Source organism: Saccharospirillum salsuginis (assembly GCF_014651855.1).
GTDB classification, from domain to species: Bacteria; Pseudomonadota; Gammaproteobacteria; order Pseudomonadales; family Natronospirillaceae; genus Saccharospirillum; species Saccharospirillum salsuginis.
Window position 1 is genome coordinate 117373 of record NZ_BMXR01000008.1, and the last position, 16971, is coordinate 134343.

17 protein-coding genes are annotated in these 16971 nt (G+C 60.5%); 10 read left to right on the forward strand and 7 right to left on the reverse strand.

All coding sequences use genetic code 11. The features are described 5' to 3' along the window. Positions 1-15: 15 nt before the first annotated feature. The 6 genes from ccoG to IE111_RS16090 form a co-directional block, all read right to left on the reverse strand. The gene (gene ccoG, locus IE111_RS16065) at positions 16-1425 is read right to left on the reverse strand and encodes a cytochrome c oxidase accessory protein CcoG (protein WP_189610587.1); all 1410 of its coding nucleotides are present in this window, start codon (positions 1423-1425) and stop codon (positions 16-18) included. Between the two features lie 136 nt (positions 1426-1561). Then, positions 1562-2458 (reverse strand): cytochrome-c oxidase, cbb3-type subunit III, encoded by an 897-nt coding sequence (gene ccoP, locus IE111_RS16070; RefSeq protein ID WP_189610589.1) that lies wholly within the window; start codon positions 2456-2458, stop codon positions 1562-1564. Continuing rightward, positions 2451-2636, reverse strand: coding sequence for a cbb3-type cytochrome oxidase subunit 3 (locus tag IE111_RS16075; protein ID WP_189610591.1), 186 nt, complete (start codon positions 2634-2636; stop codon positions 2451-2453). Before IE111_RS16075 ends, ccoP begins: the two co-directional genes overlap by 8 nt. Positions 2637-2639: 3 nt before the next feature. Then, on the reverse strand, positions 2640-3245 hold the full coding sequence (gene ccoO / locus IE111_RS16080; protein ID WP_189610593.1) for a cytochrome-c oxidase, cbb3-type subunit II: 606 nt from the start codon (positions 3243-3245) through the stop codon (positions 2640-2642). 16 nt (positions 3246-3261) lie between these two features. Beyond that, positions 3262-4701, reverse strand: a complete 1440-nt coding sequence (gene ccoN / locus IE111_RS16085) for a cytochrome-c oxidase, cbb3-type subunit I (RefSeq protein ID WP_189610596.1) — start codon at positions 4699-4701, stop codon at positions 3262-3264. A 196-nt stretch (positions 4702-4897) separates the two neighbouring features. Beyond that, a complete protein-coding gene (locus IE111_RS16090; RefSeq protein WP_189610598.1) occupies positions 4898-6358 on the reverse strand; it encodes a cyclic-di-GMP receptor FimW-related protein in 1461 nt (486 codons plus the stop codon). A 230-nt stretch (positions 6359-6588) separates the two neighbouring features. On the opposite strand from IE111_RS16090, the gene IE111_RS16095 reads away from it, so the two are divergent. Then, positions 6589-6861, forward strand: a complete 273-nt coding sequence (locus IE111_RS16095; protein WP_229805389.1) for an acylphosphatase — start codon at positions 6589-6591, stop codon at positions 6859-6861. Here IE111_RS16095 and IE111_RS16100 read toward each other — a convergent pair. Further along, a complete protein-coding gene (locus tag IE111_RS16100; protein ID WP_229805390.1) occupies positions 6858-7427 on the reverse strand; it encodes a lytic transglycosylase domain-containing protein in 570 nt (189 codons plus the stop codon). The two genes, IE111_RS16095 and IE111_RS16100, sit on opposite strands and share 4 nt — an antisense overlap. A gap of 666 nt (positions 7428-8093) precedes the next feature. Between IE111_RS16100 and aspS the strand changes: the two genes are divergently transcribed. The 9 genes from aspS (at position 8094) to tolB (ending at position 16957) form a co-directional block, all read left to right on the forward strand. Next, the gene (gene aspS / locus IE111_RS16105) at positions 8094-9866 is read left to right on the forward strand and encodes an aspartate--tRNA ligase (protein WP_189610600.1); all 1773 of its coding nucleotides are present in this window, start codon (positions 8094-8096) and stop codon (positions 9864-9866) included. 37 nt (positions 9867-9903) lie between these two features. Further along, positions 9904-10635 carry a YebC/PmpR family DNA-binding transcriptional regulator gene (locus tag IE111_RS16110; protein ID WP_189610602.1) on the forward strand — a complete coding sequence of 244 codons (732 nt, stop codon included), beginning with the start codon at positions 9904-9906 and terminating at the stop codon, positions 10633-10635. A gap of 34 nt (positions 10636-10669) precedes the next feature. Then, entirely contained in the window at positions 10670-11194 is a 525-nt protein-coding gene (gene ruvC / locus IE111_RS16115) for a crossover junction endodeoxyribonuclease RuvC (RefSeq protein WP_189610604.1), read from the forward strand. A gap of 461 nt (positions 11195-11655) precedes the next feature. Continuing rightward, a complete protein-coding gene (ruvA, locus tag IE111_RS16120) occupies positions 11656-12261 on the forward strand; it encodes a Holliday junction branch migration protein RuvA (RefSeq protein WP_189610606.1) in 606 nt (201 codons plus the stop codon). A gap of 191 nt (positions 12262-12452) precedes the next feature. Then, positions 12453-13466, forward strand: coding sequence for a Holliday junction branch migration DNA helicase RuvB (gene ruvB, locus IE111_RS16125; RefSeq protein WP_189610608.1), 1014 nt, complete (start codon positions 12453-12455; stop codon positions 13464-13466). 120 nt (positions 13467-13586) lie between these two features. Beyond that, positions 13587-14297 carry a protein TolQ gene (tolQ, locus tag IE111_RS16130; RefSeq protein ID WP_229805391.1) on the forward strand — a complete coding sequence of 237 codons (711 nt, stop codon included), beginning with the start codon at positions 13587-13589 and terminating at the stop codon, positions 14295-14297. Further along, the gene (tolR, locus tag IE111_RS16135; RefSeq protein WP_189610609.1) at positions 14294-14731 is read left to right on the forward strand and encodes a protein TolR; all 438 of its coding nucleotides are present in this window, start codon (positions 14294-14296) and stop codon (positions 14729-14731) included. The genes tolQ and tolR overlap by 4 nt, the downstream gene beginning before the upstream one ends. Beyond that, the gene (gene tolA / locus IE111_RS16140; protein WP_189610612.1) at positions 14718-15650 is read left to right on the forward strand and encodes a cell envelope integrity protein TolA; all 933 of its coding nucleotides are present in this window, start codon (positions 14718-14720) and stop codon (positions 15648-15650) included. Before tolR ends, tolA begins: the two co-directional genes overlap by 14 nt. Next, positions 15647-16957 (forward strand): Tol-Pal system beta propeller repeat protein TolB, encoded by a 1311-nt coding sequence (tolB, locus tag IE111_RS16145; protein WP_229805392.1) that lies wholly within the window; start codon positions 15647-15649, stop codon positions 16955-16957. The genes tolA and tolB overlap by 4 nt, the downstream gene beginning before the upstream one ends. Positions 16958-16971: the final 14 nt, after the last annotated feature.

A 16971-nucleotide genomic window follows, 5' to 3' on the forward strand; every position in this document is an offset into this window, starting at 1 on the left:
GTCAGTCTACCTGTCTTAAAAATTAGCGGGGCCGAAGAAGCGGCTTTCGGTTTCCACCTGAATGGACGGATCGTCCAGGGCCGTTACCTCGAAATAGATTTCGTTGTTGGGCAGTCGCAACGCTTCCGGATCCAGCAGCAAACGCACCGGGAACTGTGAGACCTTGCCGGACTCGATGGCGATGGTGTCCGGAGCGATCAATCGCAATCCCTCGAGACCGGAGATGTCGATGGTATAGCGATGGTCCTGCTGGGACTTGTTGATCACACTGAGTTGATAACTGTTTTCCACCAGGCCGTCCGAGGTGATCCGGTGCAGGGTGCCGCGTCCGCGTTCCACGGTCAGTTCCAGGGGAATCCGTGTGGCGATGACGTAGGCGAAAAGGCTCACCATGACGACCAGCGCCACGGCATAGCCGATCAACCGGGGACGCAGGATGTGCGTCTTCTTGCCTTCCAGATTGTGTTCCGTGGTGTAGCGGATCAGACCCGGTTCGTAGCCCATCTTGTCCATGACGCTGTCACAGGCATCGATGCAGGCGGCGCAGCCGATGCACTCGTACTGCAGGCCGTCGCGAATGTCGATGCCGGTCGGACATACCTGAACGCAGAGTTCACAGTCGATGCAGTCGCCGAGGTTCTGGGTGCGCGGGTCGATGCCGCGTTTGCGGGCACCACGTGGCTCACCGCGTCGTTCGTCGTAGCTGACGATCAGGGTGTCCTGGTCGAACATCACGGCCTGGAAACGGGCGTAGGGGCACATGTAGATGCACACCTGTTCGCGCAGCCAGCCGGCGTTGCCATAGGTCGCGAGGGTGAAAAAGGCGATCCAGAAAATGGCCCAGCCATTGGCCTGGAAGGTGGCCAGATCCGGCAGCAGTTCCTTGATCGGCGAGAAGTAGCCGACGAAGGTGATGGCGGTCCACAGCGCGACCAGCGCCCACAGCGCATGCTTGGCCAGTTTGCGGCCGAACTTGTTCACCGTCATCGGTTGTTCGTCGAGTTTGATCCGGGCGTTGCGTTTGCCCTCGGTCTTTTCCTCGATGAACATGAAAATCCAGGTCCAGACGCTTTGAGGACAGGTGTAGCCACACCAGACACGCCCGGCGAAAACGGTCACAAAAAACAGCGCGAACGCGCAGATGATCAGCGCCCAGGACAGCAGCATGAAATCCTGTGGCCAGAACGTAATGCCGAAGATATGAAACTGTCGGGCCGGTAAATCGAACAGTACGGCCTGTCGTCCGTTCCAGTCGAGCCAGAGCGTACCGAAGTAGAGTGTGAACAGGAAAGCGCCGCCATACACACGCAGGGAGCGATAAAACCCCTTGATGCGGCGGATGTAGATCTTCTCCCGTGACTGGTAGAGGTCTACTTTCTGGACGGCGTCATCCGTAACGTCTTTGACTTCAATCTTTTTGGTCATGACACCAGGTTGTGAGAATGGCTTGGGGAAGGCCGGAACCCGCTGGCCTTTCCGAAACCATTCGCCGGGGTGGGCGATGCCCACCCCGAGTAGGTCGGATCAGCGCCGGAGACGCATCATCCGACAACTTTTTCCATCAATTGCTCAGGCTATACACGTAGCCGGACAGGATATGCACCCGCTCCTCGCCCAGGATGCCTTCCCAGGCGGGCATGTTGCCGGCGCGACCGTTCTCGAGTGTGGTCTCGACCGACTGACGCAACGTCTCGCCCGGAATGCGGTACAGCCAGGTATCGTCGGTCAGGTTGGGGGCGCCCAAAGCCTGGTTGCCGGTTCCATCCTGCCCGTGACAGGCCGCACAGCTGGCGTTATAGAGGGCTTCGCCCCGGCTCGCCAGCGCCTGATCGACATCGTCCTGGCCGGACAGATCCATCACGTACTCGGTGACCGCCCGAATGCCCTGGTCGCCCAGCGCATCGCCCCAGGCTGGCATCTGACCGCGACGCCCGCTCAACAGGGTCGTCTTGATGGTCTCGCCGCTGCCGCCGTAGAGCCAGTCGTCGTCGGTCAGGTTGGGGAAGCCGTAGCTGCCGGTACCGGCCTGGCCGTGACACAGCGCGCAGTTGTCTTCGAACAGACGCTGGCCGATGCGCATGGCCTGCCGATTATCGGGCAGGTCCTCGACCGGAATCGAGGCCAGTCGCTCGTAAATTTCACCGTATTTACGGTCGTGCTCGATCTGGTCTTCGGTCAGTTCGCCGACCGACGTCCAACCCAGCACACCCGGCCAGTTGCCCACCGGCATGGCGATCATGTAGCCCAGACCGAAAATGATGGTGAGCCAGAACATATTCAGCCACCATTTCGGCATCGGGTTGTTGTACTCCTCGATGCCGTCGAAGCTGTGACCGGTGGTTTCGGCGTCGGCACCACCCGGGTCCGGCATACGCCGGGTCAGGATGATCAGCGCCACAATCCCGCCCAGGCAGGCCAGGGTCAGGGCGAAAATATAGAAGTTCCAGAAACTACTCATCGTTCTTCTTCTCCTGCGTCGGCGACGACTTCCGATGCATCTCTTCATCATCGAATGGCAAATGGGCGGCCTCGTCGAAGCGCGACTTGCGCTTGCGGCTGTAGGCCCAGATCACGATGCCGATGAAGGCGATCATGGTCAGGACGGTCGCCAGACTTCTGAAATCGTTGATATCCATGGCTTAACGCCCTGTCATGACGGTACCGAGTTGCTGCAGATAAGCGACCAGGGCATCGATTTCAGTGACGCCTTCGACCGCTTCCTTCGCACCGGCAATCTGCTCGTCGGTGTAGGGCACGCCCACCTTGCGCAGTGCGCGCATCTTGGCCGCCGTGTCTTCGCCGTCGAGCGTGCGTTCGAACAACCAGGGGAAGGCCGGCATGTTCGATTCCGGTACGACCGAGCGCGGATCATAGAGGTGCGCTTTCTGCCATTCGTCGCTGTAGCGGCCGCCGACACGGGCCAGGTCCGGACCGGTACGCTTCGAGCCCCACAGGAAGGGATGCTCGTAAACCTGTTCACCGGCGCGCGAGTAAGGGCCATAGCGCTCCACCTCGGCGCGCAGCGGACGCACCATCTGGGTGTGGCAGACATGGCAGCCTTCACGGATGTAGATATCCCGGCCTTCGAGTTCCACGGCCGAGTACGGCTCCAGGCCCTCGACCGGTTCGGTGGTGTCTTCGATGAAAAACAGGGGCACGATTTCGACCAGGCCCCCGAAACTGATGGCGATCAGCACCAGGATGACCATCAGGCCAACGTTCTTTTCGACCTTTTCGTGTTGCATCTCGTCAATCCTATGGTTACGCCGCTTGTGTCGCGGGACTGCTCACGCGTTCTTTGTTCTCGTTGCGGATGGTCATCCAGACGTTGTATGCCATCAGGAACATACCGGCCAGGAAGACAGCGCCGCCAATCATCCGAACCACATAGCCCGGCCAGCTCACCTCGACACCCTGCACAAAGCTGTACATCAAAGTGCCGTCGGTGTTGACCGCACGCCACATCAGGCCTTGGGCGATGCCGTTGACCCACATGGCGGCGATGTACAGTACGGTACCGATGGTCGCCAGCCAGAAGTGAGCGTTGATCAGGGATGTGCTGTACATCAGCGTCTGACCGTAGAGACGAGGAATGGTGTGATAGATCGCGCCGATGGAAATCATCGCCACCCAGCCGAGTGCGCCGGAGTGGACGTGACCGATTGTCCAGTCGGTGTTGTGCGACAGGGCGTTGACCGTCTTGATCGACATCATCGGGCCTTCGAACGTGGCCATGCCGTAGAAGGACAGGGAAACCACCAGGAAGCGCAGAATCGGGTCGGTGCGCAGTTTGTGCCAGGCGCCGCTCATGGTCATCATGCCGTTGATCATGCCGCCCCAGCTCGGTGCCAGCAGAATCAGCGACATCACCATGCCCAGGTTCTGGGCCCAGTCGGGCAGGGCGGAGTAGTGCAGGTGGTGGCCGCCGGCCCACATATAGATGGCGATCAGCGCCCAGAAATGGACGATGGACAACCGGTAGGAATAGACCGGGCGTTCCGCCTGCTTGGGCACATAGTAATACATCATGCCCAGGAAACCGGCGGTCAGGAAGAAACCGACGGCGTTGTGGCCGTACCACCACTGGACCATGGCATCCATGGTGCCGGCGTACATGGAATAGGATTTGGTCAGGCTCACCGGAATGGCGGCGCTGTTGACCACATGCAGGATGGCCACGGTGACAATGAACGCCAGATAGAACCAGTTACCGACATAAATGTGCGGCATCTTGCGCTTACGGATGGTGCCGAGGAAGACAGCCAGATAGGAGAGCCAGACCAGGGCGATCAGGATGTCGATCGGCCATTCCAGTTCGGCGTATTCCTTACTGGTGGTGAGGCCCATCGGAAGCGTGATGGCGGCGAGAACGATAACGGCTTGCCAGCCCCAGAAAGTGAACTTGGCCAGGCCTTCGAAGGCCAGCCGAGCCTGGGTGGTCCGCTGTACCACGTAGTAAGAGGTGGCGAACAACGCAGAGCCGCCAAACGCGAAGATGACGGCGTTGGTATGCAGCGGTCTGAGACGACCAAAGTGAAAGTAGGGGCCAAAGTTCAGTTCGGGAAAGGCCATTTGGGCGGCGATGATAACACCGACCAGCATGCCGACAATTCCCCAGACAACGGTCATGATCGCAAACTGACGGACAACTGTGTAGTTGTACGTCTCTTGCGCTTGGGACGCGGTGGTAGAGTTGGTCATGGATCAGCTTCCGATAGGGATTTTTCTTGGGTTAGAGACAAAGGCGGCGCAAGTATGCTGAGTCGATAGGGCATTTGCAAATGACCTATGTCAATTGTTCTACCAATTGTGGGGAACAGTGGTCGTTTCCGGATAACCGCCAACCACGCCGGCTCCGGTCGGAACCGACTGGCTGTGAATCACTGATTGGCGGGGGTCAAACCGCGGTGCGTTTCAGACGAACCTGGTCGGTGGTCTGACCACGTTGGACCAGGGACTGAGCCCGGGCCTCGAGCGCGAGTCCCTGTTTGAAATTTTTCAATCGCACCGAGGTATTCGTGGTGCAGTAGCCTTTATGGGTGATCAGCGAATCCGATTCCTGATTGCTCAGCAGCACCGCTTCGGAAATCCGATCGTCGATGCGCACGGCCACGGGCTGGAAGTTGCCCACCAGGTATTCGAGACCGAAGACACGCCCCTTGCCGGACTGGCGAAGCCAGCGGATAACACCCAGATGTTCCTTGCTGTCGCCCGGGTCGCGGTGGATGATGATGTCGCCGACGTGGACAGCGATGTTGGGATCCTCCAGGCGCAAGCAGGCCCCGAGTTTGCTTCGGTTGAGCAGGCGCGTCGGAACCAGGTCGTTGGAGGCCTGACCCGGCACGCGCAAATAATGATGAATGGTGTGCAGACCGACGGCCACCTGAGTGGGGTTGTCGCAGTCGTTGCGTTCGAACCGTCTGGAACCCTCCTGCCGCCAGGCGGCTATGCCCTTTTTCAACGCCATGAACAGATCGATGTTGTCCAGGTTCGACGGCAAGCCCACTTTCTCCGCTGCCAATCCGTGGCGAACCTGTTTCATATGATGCCGCCCTTGTTCGATCAGCGGCAGGGGGTTCAAAACCAGAATGGATTCGTCGTTGCCGGCGCCCTGGATCTGGCGCGCGGTCTGCACACCCAGATTGGAGGCCAGATCGACGTAGAAATAACGGGAGTTGAATTCACGGCTTTCCTGATGGTCCAGCCGGGCACGAAAGCTCCAGCGTTGCAGATAGCCATCCAGTATCGCCTGCTCCGTCGGGCTCAGGTGTTCGGGCTGGGAAGCCGCGAGCAGCAGCGACTGTTTATAGCGGCTTTCTATGTCCCGACGATCCGGCGGGTTGCCTCGGAAGTCCGTCAGCCAGCGCTGTCGGGCATGCAGATACAAACGGTGCAGTTCGCCCCAGAGCGCCCCCGGCTGTGGCCGGTAATGGCGGCTGAAGTCCGCCAGGTGCTCGGCCAGCGCGCACACGGACCAATAAACAAAGCGGGCCTGCTCCTCCTTGGAGTGATGGGCGCAGTCACGCAGAATCAGCTTGGCGGCGTAGGAAATCTCGCGGTTGCACTCCGGCAACAGCTTGGCCAGGTGTTTCTCCGGCGACTCCTCGCCCCGGTCGACCTGCTGAATGAACAGCAGATAGTGGTGAATCAGCGACTCGGTGAGCGACAGGCGCGTCTCGCCGTCCAGCGGCATGCGATTGAGGTTGTGCAGATAGGGTGTGATTTTCTCAAGATGAGGACCGACATCGTCGGAATCCATGACCTGATCGACCAGAACATCGCGATACAAGGCCAGGGTTTCCCGACTGATGTGCAATCCTTGATTGGGCAGCGTCAATCGCAAGGCGGCAAAGCTCATGGCGGCCTCCCTTTCTCTGGCCCGGGGGTGATTTCGTCACCATAGTTCGTATCCCCCGTATCTGCCTGCGACACACCCCTCAATTGTCGGGTTATGTGATCTAAGTCTCGTTTTTAACACTATTCATTTTTTGGTCCAGTGGACGAAATGCCCTGTTGTCTCCGGCGTGGAGGGCGGTAAACTGGGGATCCCCTGGAACGCACGACAATGGATGGAGGGAGAACGACACTATGCTGTGTATGAAAGCCTGGGTGTATGGCAAGGTCCAGGGCGTGGGGTATCGCATGTATTGCCGCAAACGTGCCCGGGAACTGGGTGTCGCAGGCTATGCGCAGAACCTGCCGGACGGACGGGTGGAAGTGCTGATGTACGGCGAGGAAGACGCCTTGTCGGCCATGATCGACAGTCTGCACGAGGGCCCGCGATTCTCCCAGGTGCTCGGGGTCGACGTCGAACGGGTCTCCACCGGCGAAACCCCGCCCCAGGGGTTCATGACCGGCTAACCGGTCTCGAAACGCCAATTCCGGTGCCAGTACCGCAACACCCGCTCCGGGTACCAGGTCTGGCCACGGCTGCCGTTGTAACGCGCCAGAGCGCGGATCAGGCTGCCTTTCTCCACCTCCAGGTAATGCGCGAGAATGGTGCAGCCGTAACGCAGATTCGTGTCGATGTCGAAGAGATTATCCTCGGCCCGGCCGATCTCCTTCTTCCAGAACGGCATGATCTGCATCAGACCGCGCGCGCCGGCACTGGAAATGGCAAAGGAATCGAAGTTGCTTTCCACCTGAATCAGCGCCAGCACCAGGCCCGGGTCCAGGCCCGCCAAGGTGGCCTCTCGATGGATGCGATTCAACAGATCGATGCGCTGCTCCGGCTCGCCCACCCAGCGGTCGAGCTGGCCGGACATCTTCGCCAGCCAGACCTGGCCCAGATACGGATCCTCGAACGAGGAATCCCTGGAAAGGGCCGATTGCAGGGCGTTCAACAGTCTCGGGTCCGGATCGGTCGATGCGCCGGCCTTTATTAAAGGCAGCACAAACAGCAGAACCAGGGTCAGGGCTCGAATCACGGGGCTTTGTCTCCGGAGCGCGGTTAAAACGACCGCCAGTGTACATTAAAGGAAGTAAAGGGCAGTAGTGGGGGTTGCAGGTTCTGTGGCTGGGTCTGCTGCCGGTACTGTAGCTGGGTCCGCCCCTGAGGCGGGGGTAGCCCTCCCTGGGGCCGCCGTGAACCCGTCCATGGGGGCTTGACGGCCGCCGTCCAGGCGGCCCACATCCCCTGGGAGGGCTACCCCCGCCTCAGGGGCTTGCTGCCGTGCCAAATACCCGTTCCCTCTCCCTTTGGGAGAGGGGCAAGCTAAAAGGTTGGATTAGCCGAAGGCGTAATCCAACAACAAAGACAGTGGTGCCACGAGTCTGGCCATCGACACAGCAGCCATGTTGGATTACGCCCTTCGGACCGATCCAACCTACGAATGTTAGCGTCGATGGCTAGCGACGGATGCCGGGGATGCTCATCCAGGGGAGTTCGCAGCATGGATGCTGCGGTCTAGGCCCCATGGATGGGTTGAGTGGGCGGCACCCCGCACGACCCTGGAGGAGCATACCCGGCAGCCGGCGCGGGTTACTGGCACCTAACCGAATCAGGGGCAACCAACCCACGGGTTAATTCCTGAGAAAATACAGGTATAATGCCCGCCCTTTGCGAAAAACGAACCGCCAGATCAGGAAATCTTATGCGAAGCCATTATTGCGGGGAATTGAACAGTTCTCACATCGACGACACCGTAACCCTCTGCGGCTGGGTCCACCGCCGCCGCGACCACGGTGGTGTAATCTTTCTCGATGTACGTGACCGGGCCGGTATCGCCCAGGTCGTTTTCGATCCCGACGCCCCGGACAGCTTCAATACCGCCGATCGGGTCCGCAGCGAATACGTCATCAAGGTCACCGGACGGGTGCGCTCGCGCCCCGAAGGCACCATCAACCCGAACATGGCCACCGGCGAAATCGAAGTGCTGGGTCTGGACATCGAAGTCCTGAACTCGGCCAAGACACCGCCGTTCCCGCTGGATGAATACTCCGACGTCGGCGAAGACGTCCGCCTGCGCAACCGCTTCATGGACCTGCGTCGTCCCGAGATGCAGCAAAAACTGGTCTTGCGCTCCCGTATCACCGCCAGCATTCGGCGTCACCTGGAAGACCAGGGGTTCCTCGACATCGAAACCCCCATTCTGACCCGGGCGACACCCGAAGGCGCACGCGACTACCTGGTACCCAGCCGTACCCATCCGGGCGAATTCTTCGCACTGCCGCAGTCCCCGCAGCTGTTTAAACAATTGCTGATGGTCTCCGGCTTCGACCGCTACTACCAGATCGCCAAATGCTTCCGCGACGAGGATCTGCGCGCCGACCGTCAGCCGGAATTCACCCAGATCGACCTGGAAACGTCCTTTATGGACGAAGACGGCATCATGGCCATCACCGAGACCATGATCAGCAACCTGTTCCGGGATGTGCTCGACGTCCAGTTCGACAGCTTCCCGCGCATGACCTATGCCGACGCGATGGAGCGATTCGGCAGCGACAAGCCGGACCTGCGTATCCCGCTGGAACTGAAGACCGTCAGCGACCTGATGACCGATGTCGACTTCAAGGTCTTCTCCGGCCCCGCGACCGACCCGAAAGGCCGCGTCGCCGCCTTGAAAGTACCGGGCGGTTCCGAACTGACCCGCAAGCAGATCGACGACTACACCAAGTTCGTCGGCATCTACGGCGCCAAGGGTCTGGCCTACATCAAGGTCAACGACAAGACCAGCGTGCCGGACGGCCTGCAGTCGCCGATCGTCAAGTTCATGCCCGAAACCGTGCTGAAGCAGTTACTGGAACGCGTTGAAGCCGAAAACGGCGACCTCATCTTCTTCGGCGCCGACAAGACCCACGTCGTCAACGACGCCCTGGGCGCGCTGCGCTGCAAGATCGGCGAGGACATGAACCTCTACACCGCCGACTGGGCGCCGCTCTGGGTCGTCGACTGGCCGATGTTCGAGGAAGGCGACGATGGCCGCCTGCAGGCCCTGCACCATCCGTTCACCGCACCGAACTGCAGTGCCGAGGAACTGAAAGCGAACCCGGAAACGGCCCTGTCCCGTGCCTACGATATGGTGCTGAACGGCGTCGAGCTGGGCGGCGGCTCCATCCGTATTCACGATGAAGCCATGCAGCACACCGTCTTCGAAGTGCTGGGCATCAGCCCCGAGGAACAGGAAGAGAAGTTCGGCTTCCTGCTCTCCGCCCTGCGCTATGGCGCCCCGCCGCACGGTGGCCTGGCCTTCGGCCTGGATCGTCTGGTCATGCTGATGACCGGTGCCGACTCCATTCGCGAAGTCATCGCTTTCCCGAAAACCCAGACCGCGGCATGTCTGCTGACCCAGGCGCCGAGCGACGTCAGCAACGACCAGCTGCGCGATTTGAACATCCGAGTACGCAAACCCGTCGCCGACTCCTGAGGGAGCGGCTTCGGTACGAAACGTTAAGAGGTAAGGTATGGCAGGTCACAGTAAATGGGCCAATATCAAGCACCGCAAGGCGGCCCAGGACGCCAAGCGGGGCAAGATTTTTACCAAGCTGATTCGTGAAATCGTCGTCGCCGCCCGCAATGGCGGCCCCGCGCCGGAAGACAACCCGGCGCTGCGCTCTGTCATGGACAAGGCGCTGACGGCGAACATGAAGAAAGACACCATCGAAAAAGCGATCGCGCGCGGTGCCGGTTCCGGCGAGGGTGACGACTACGAGGTCATGACTTATGAAGGCTACGGCGCGAACGGCGTCGCCTTCTACGTCAAATGCCTGTCCGACAACCGCAACCGCACCGTCTCCGAAGTTCGCCACGCCTTCACCAAGTGCGGCGGCAACCTCGGCACCGACGGCTCGGTCGCCTACCTGTTCAGCAACGCCGGCCAACTGTTCATCGAACACGGCGACGAGAACGCCATCATGGAAGTCGCGCTGGAAGCAGGCGCCGAAGACGTCATCAGCAACGACGACGGCAGCTTCGAGATTCGCACCGCGCCGGAAGACTTCCTGGACGTCAAAGAAGCTTTGGTCGGAGCCGGTTACGAGGTGGAAGGCGAAGTCACCATGATTCCCAGCACCGAAACCGAACTGGATGAAGAGAACGCCGAGAAAATCCAGCGCCTGATCGACATGCTCGAAGACCTGGACGACGTACAGGCGGTGTACACCAACGCCGCCTTCCCGGAAACCGAGACATCCTGATCAACGTGAACGCGTCGCGAGGCGGGAGCCGGGTATGAGCCTGATCCTCGGCATCGACCCGGGTTCCCGCAAGACCGGCTTCGGCATCGTCAATCAGGTCGGTGCCAAGCTGGAATACGTCACCTCGGGCGTGATTCGGCTCGAATCCTTTCCCACCTTCCCAGAACGGTTGAACAACCTCTACATCTGCCTGACCGAAGTCATCGAGCAATGGACGCCACAAGCCGCCGCCATTGAGCAGGTGTTTATGGGCCGCAGCGCCGATTCCGCGCTGAAGTTGGGCCATGCCCGGGGCGCCGCCATGCTAGCGGCCACACAGGCGGGACTGGACGTGAGCGAATACGCCGCGAGGAAGGTGAAACAAGCGGTGGTCGGCAAGGGCGGGGCGGACAAGGTCCAGGTCCAGCACATGGTCCAGTTCCTGCTCAAACTCCCCGGTCTTCCGCAGGAAGACGCCGCCGACGCCCTCGCCGTCGCCCTCTGCCACGCCCATACCCAGGCCGGCCTCGTGCGCGTCGCCGGCAGTCGGCATTCCCGGCGGGGGCGGTGGCTGGAGTAGGATAGGGTGCCAGGGTTGGCATTGGCTGGGTCGGGGTTGGTGCCAGGAATCCGGTGCGGCTGCCGGGTACACCCATTTGGGGTCGTCGTGAATACATCCATGTAGACTTGACCGCAGCATCCCTGCTGCGGACATCCCCAAATGGGTGCACCCGGCATCCACACCTCAACCCGAGTGCCACCGCCAACCAAGACACGTAGGGCAGAAGAGCCTAGGGCGACATCTGCCGTGGCGGACATCGTCCGCCTTGGTTTTGATTGTTTACCCCGAAAAGAGGGCTTCGCCCTCCCGGCAGATAACGCCTTCAGCCCGATGTGTCGGACCACTTCTGCCCTACCAACCGATCCACGTAGGAGCGCACGCCGTGCGCGACCCTCCGGATTCGGTGGCCCGGGAAGGCATCGCGCACAGCGTGCGCTCCTACAACGGCCAATTACCAAAACAAATCAGGAGCACAACACATGATAGGCCGCCTGCAAGGCACACTGCTGGAAAACAAAGCCCCGGACCTGCTGATCGACGTCGGCGGCGTCGGCTACGACGTCCAGGCACCCCTGTCCACAGCATTCCGCCTTCCCGCCGTGGGCCAGACGGTGGTCTTGCACACCCACCTGGCGATTCGAGAAGATGCTCACGTCCTGTTCGGCTTTTCTTCCAAGGACGAGCGCGCCTTATTCCGGGCCCTGATCAAGACCAGCGGCGTTGGCCCGAAACTGGGGCTGGCAATCCTCAGCGGCATGGAACCGGATCGCTTCGTGCAGTGTATTCACGACGACGATCCCAGTATGCTGGTCAAGATCCCGGGCGTCGGCAAAAAGACAGCCGAACGCCTGATCGTCGAAATGCGCGACCGAATCAAGGATCTGGGCGGCACCGAGCGACTGCTGGCGATGCCCCTGGCCGACCAGACCGAGCCCAGAGACTCAAGTGCCGAAGAAGATGCCGAAACCGCGCTGGTCACCCTGGGCTACAAACCACAGCAAGCGGCTCGTGCCATCGCCAAGGTCAACAAGCCGGGTATTTCTTCGGAAGAATTGATCAAGGCCGCGCTCAAACAGATGATGTGACTCAATTGACGAAGTCATTGGAAGGCTAGCGCAGGGTGCCGGGTGCGCCTATTCGGGGATGTCGGCCGCCCGGACGGCGGCCGTCAAGCTCCCATGGATGGGTTCACAGCGACCCCGAATAGGCGCACCCGGCATCCTGTGCGGGTTAAACCACCGAAAGCGGATTCCGAATAAACAGCGGACTGGGCAAGATGATAGAAACCGATCGTTTTATCGCTCCCGAACCACAGGGAGCCAAAGAAGAACAGTATGACCGGGCCATCCGTCCGCTCAGCCTGGAAGAGTATATCGGCCAGGCCGTCGTGCGCGAGAAGATGGAAATTTTCATCAGCGCCGCCCGCATGCGCAAAGAGCCGCTCGACCATACCCTGGTGTTCGGCCCTCCCGGCCTCGGCAAAACGACACTGGCCAACATCATCGCCAACGAAATGGGCGTCAGCATCAAAACCACCTCCGGACCCGTCCTCGAAAAGGCCGGCGATCTGGCCGCCATGCTGACCAACCTGGAATCCGGCGACGTCCTGTTCATCGACGAAATCCACCGGCTGTCGCCGCACGTCGAAGAAGTACTCTATCCCGCGATGGAAGACTACCAACTCGACATCATGATCGGCGAAGGCCCGGCCGCACGCAGCATCAAAATCGAACTGCCGCCCTTCACCCTGGTGGGCGCCACCACCCGGGCCGGCCTGCTGACCTCGCCCCTGCGCGACCGTTTCGGCATCGTCGAACGCCTCGAATTCTACACCGTCGCCGAACTGACCGAGATCGTCATCCGCTCGGCCGGCAAGCTGGAAGTCGAGATCGACACGAGTGGAGCCGAAGAAGTGGCCCGCCGTTCCCGGGGCACGCCGCGCATCGCCAACCGCCTGCTGCGCCGGGTACGCGACTACGCCGATGTGAAGCACGAAGGCCGTATCGACCAGACCATCGCCGACCAGGCACTGGACATGCTCAATGTCGACAAAGCCGGCTTCGACCACCTCGACCGTCGCCTGCTCGTCACCCTGATCGAAAAGTTCGGCGGTGGCCCGGTGGGCGTGGAAAGCCTGGCGGCGGCGCTCAGCGAAGAACGCGACACCCTCGAAGACGTGGTCGAGCCCTATCTGATACAGCAAGGGTTCCTGATGCGCACCCCGCGTGGCCGTCTGGTCACCGACCTGGCCTACCTGCATTTCGACCTGCCCCGCCCCCATACCGGTTGAACACCCGCACGGCGCTGTGAAAAGGGATTGAAAAAGGCCGGAGGCTCCGAGGGGGTATCTGGCTTTTGCCCGGAAACTTCTTTAGCCTAGCCGGTTGATATAGCGTGAGGACGAAAGCCTGTGGGCACTGAATTATCGATATGGGAATTGGTGAGCGAAGCCTCGCTGCTGGTTCAGCTGGTGATGCTGACCCTGCTGGTGTTATCGGTTACCACCTGGATATTCATTTTCGAGCGCCGCCGGGTTCTCAGCGGGGCCTATAAGCGCTTCGCGAACTTCGAAGAGCGGTTCTGGTCCGGCATGGATTTGTCTCAACTGTACCGGCAGATCAACGCCAACCCGGACACCGACAACGGCGGCGAGCAGATCTTCCGCGCCGGGTTCAAGGAGTTCAGCCGGTTGCGCCAGCAACAGGTGACCGACGCCGACGCCATCATGGCGGCCTGTCAGCGGGCCATGCGGGTCTCGGTCAGCAAGGAGATGGAAAAGCTCGACCAGCATCTGTCGTTCCTCGCCACGGTCGGCTCAACCAGCCCGTACATTGGCCTGTTCGGCACGGTCTGGGGCATCATGAACTCGTTCCGGGGGCTCGCCTCGGTTCCCCAGGTCACACTGTCCACGGTCGCTCCGGGCATTTCCGAGGCGCTGATCGCCACAGCCATGGGCTTGTTCGCGGCCATCCCGGCGGTGATCGCCTATAACCGCTATTCAGCCCGATCGGACAAATTGGTCGCCAACTACGAGACCTTTGCCGAAGAGTTCTCCGCCATTCTGCACCGCCAGGCGCATCTGCTGGTCACCCAGGGCAAGAAACGGGAAGTGCCGGCATGATTTCGGTTCGCCGCGGACGCAAGAAACCCATGTCGGACATCAACGTCGTGCCCTACATCGACGTGATGCTGGTCCTGTTGATCATCTTCATGGTAACGGCGCCGATGATGATGCAGGGCGTCGAGGTCGACGTGCCCGAGGTGACGTCCGGTCCGCTCGAGCGGGATGAAAACCAGGAATACCTGATCGTCGCTGTCGACGCGCAGCGCCAGGTGTTCATCGAGCGGGGCGAGGAAGCGCCCCAGTCGGTTCAACCGAACGAAGTGGGTCCTTACGTCGCGACGATCCTGCAGCAGCAACCGAGTCTGGAAGTCTATATTCGAGGCGATAACCGGGTCGACTACGGCACCGTCATGCAGGTGATGGCCACCTTGCAGGGGGCCGGCATTCAGTCGGTGGGGCTCATTACAGAGGCGCCCGATGAGAGCAACTGATTGGCCGTCGGTGACGCGGCGGCTCTCGCTGCCCGTCGTACAGGCTGTCCTTCTGCATGGCGTACTGGCGGCGGTGTTGTTGGTCGGGTTCAGCTTCACCGAGCCCGAGCCGGACTCATTCGAGTTGCCGCCGACCATGCAGGCGAGCTTGAAGACGCCACCCAAGCCCGAACCCAAGCCACAGCCCAAGCCGGAATCCCAGCCCGAGCCGGAACCGGAAACTCAACCTGAGCCTGAGCCGCAACCGGAGCCCGAACCGCAACCTGAACCGGAGCCCCAGCCTGAGCCAAAGCCGGAACCCAAGCCCGAGCCCAAACCCGAGCCGGAGCCCGAGCCTCAGCCCAAACCGGAGCCCAAACCTCAGCCGGAGCCGACTCCCGAGCCGGAGCCCGAGCCTCAGCCCAAACCGGAGCCCAAACCTCAGCCGGAGCCGACTCCCGAGCCCAAGCCGGAACCCAAACCCGAGCCCAAGCCGGAACCCAGGCAGCCGCAGTTCGATGAATCCGCCGCACTGGATGATTTGATGGCCGGTCTCGAGAGCGAGGACGAGTTGATCGAGCAGCAACAGGAGCAATTACAGCAGGAGCGGGCGGCCGAGGCCGAGATGGCCGAGACGACCGAAGCCTACGCTTCCCGCATACAGCAGCAGGCGACCCAGGCCTGGACCCGACCGATGGAATTGCGGGCTCTGGATCTGACCGGGCGTGAAACCGTTGTACGCATACAACTACTACCGACCGGAGAATTGCGTGAGTCACCGGAAATCGTCTCCAGCAGTGGCCTGCCAACGCTGGATCAATCCGCATTGCGGGCCATTCAGCGGGTGCGTCGTTTCGACGTGCCGGACGACCCCAAGGTGTTTGAGCGCAGTTTTCGCAGCCTGACCATTACCTTCCGACCAGAGGACCTGATGAAGTGAAACGCCAACACTCCGTCACAACCTGTTTTATCAGCCTTGTGATCCTGGCCCTCTCGGCCTGGGTGCAAGCCGAGGATCTCAACATCGTCGTAACCCGCGGTTACGACACCAAAACCAAGATCGCGATCGTCCCGTTCTACTGGGGCGGCAGCCAGTCGCTGCCCGAAGAGGTCAGTGACATCGTTCAGAACAATCTGTCGCGCACCGGCCGCTTCGACACCTTGCCGCCGCGTGACATGCTGAGCCAGCCGACCTCGGACGATGCAGTCTTCTATCGGGACTGGCGCCTGCTCGACCAGGAATACCTGGTCATCGGCAATATCGAACCGGCCGGTGACAGCCAGGTCTCGGTTCGCTTCGCCCTGTTCGACGTGGTCAAGGGGCAGCGTGTGGTGGCCGGCAGCCAGACGGTGGGTGTGTACCAACTGCGCGACCTGGCCCATTCCATATCCGATGTGATCTATGAGCGCATCACCGGGGTCAGAGGCATCTTCTCCACCAAAATCGGTTTTGTGACCCGCCGGGGTACCACCGGTAATGAATTCGAGTACCGCCTGCAGGTGGCGGATGCCGACGGCCAGCGGGCCCGCACTGTGTACCGCTCCAACGAACCCATCATCTCGCCGGCCTGGTCCCACACCGGCAAGCGGATCGCGTTCGCCAACAAGGTCGGAGACCGCTGGAAGGTGTTCGTGCAGGAGCTGGCCAGTGGAAAATCGACCAATATATCCAGTCAGGTCGGGTACACGAGTTCACCGTCGTTTTCTCCGGATGGACGATATCTGGCGTATGTATCCAGTGCCGAGGGAAATCCGGAACTGTATTTGTATGATTTTTCCAACGGTCGCAGTACACGACTGACACGAAATTCATACATTGATACCGAGCCCAGCTTTTCTCCGGACTCGAAATCTCTGGTCTACACCTCAGAACGTGGAGGGAGTCCACAAATTTATAAAATGGATCTTGCCAGCAAGCGTATCGAGCGCTTAACCTTTGAAGGAAGTCAGAATTTGAAGGCCCAATACAGCAGCGACGGGCAATATCTGGTATTCATTCATCAGTATCAGGGTCGATTCCACGTTGCTGCGATGGATCTGGCCACGCGGAATATCCGCGTGCTTACCGAAACCAATCTGGATGAGTCACCCAGCATAGCGCCGAATGGCACCATGCTGGTCTATGCCACCCAGAAAAGGGGAAAAGGGGTGTTGGCCTGGGTATCCCTGGATGGTCAGGTAACCAGTGAAATGCCTTCTATACACGGGGATGTGATCGAACCGGCATGGTCCCCGTACTTGAACTAGGCTGTTTTGCAGGG